Genomic DNA, 255 nt, shown 5'->3' with positions numbered 1-255 from the left:
GAAGCCGAGGAAGTCAAAGCCCTCGCCTTCTTCCTCCAGGTGCACGATGCGGGTCTTGGCCGCCTTGGGCTCCAGGCCCAGGGCGGCCAGCAGGGCGGTCAGCCGCTCCAGGGCGGCCTCGGCCTGGCTGCGGGACCAGCACATCACGACCAGGTCATCGGCATAGCGGCACAGAACCCCGTCGCGCTTATCCCATTCCCGGTCAAGCCGGTGCAGGTAGACGTTGCACATGACGGGGCTGATCACCCCGCCCTG

At 67.8% G+C, this 255-nt stretch carries 1 protein-coding gene; it reads right to left on the bottom strand.

Annotation, left to right across the window (positions count from 1 at the left end; translation table 11 throughout):
• Positions 1-255, bottom strand: a 255-nt coding sequence (locus EAS64_RS43060) for a reverse transcriptase domain-containing protein (protein ID WP_246116167.1), incomplete at both ends; no start/stop codon positions are given.

It is taken from the genome of Trebonia kvetii (assembly GCF_007827045.1).
Lineage (GTDB): Bacteria > Actinomycetota > Actinomycetes > Streptosporangiales > Streptosporangiaceae > Trebonia > Trebonia kvetii.
This window is presented reverse-complemented; position numbering and strand designations above follow the sequence as displayed.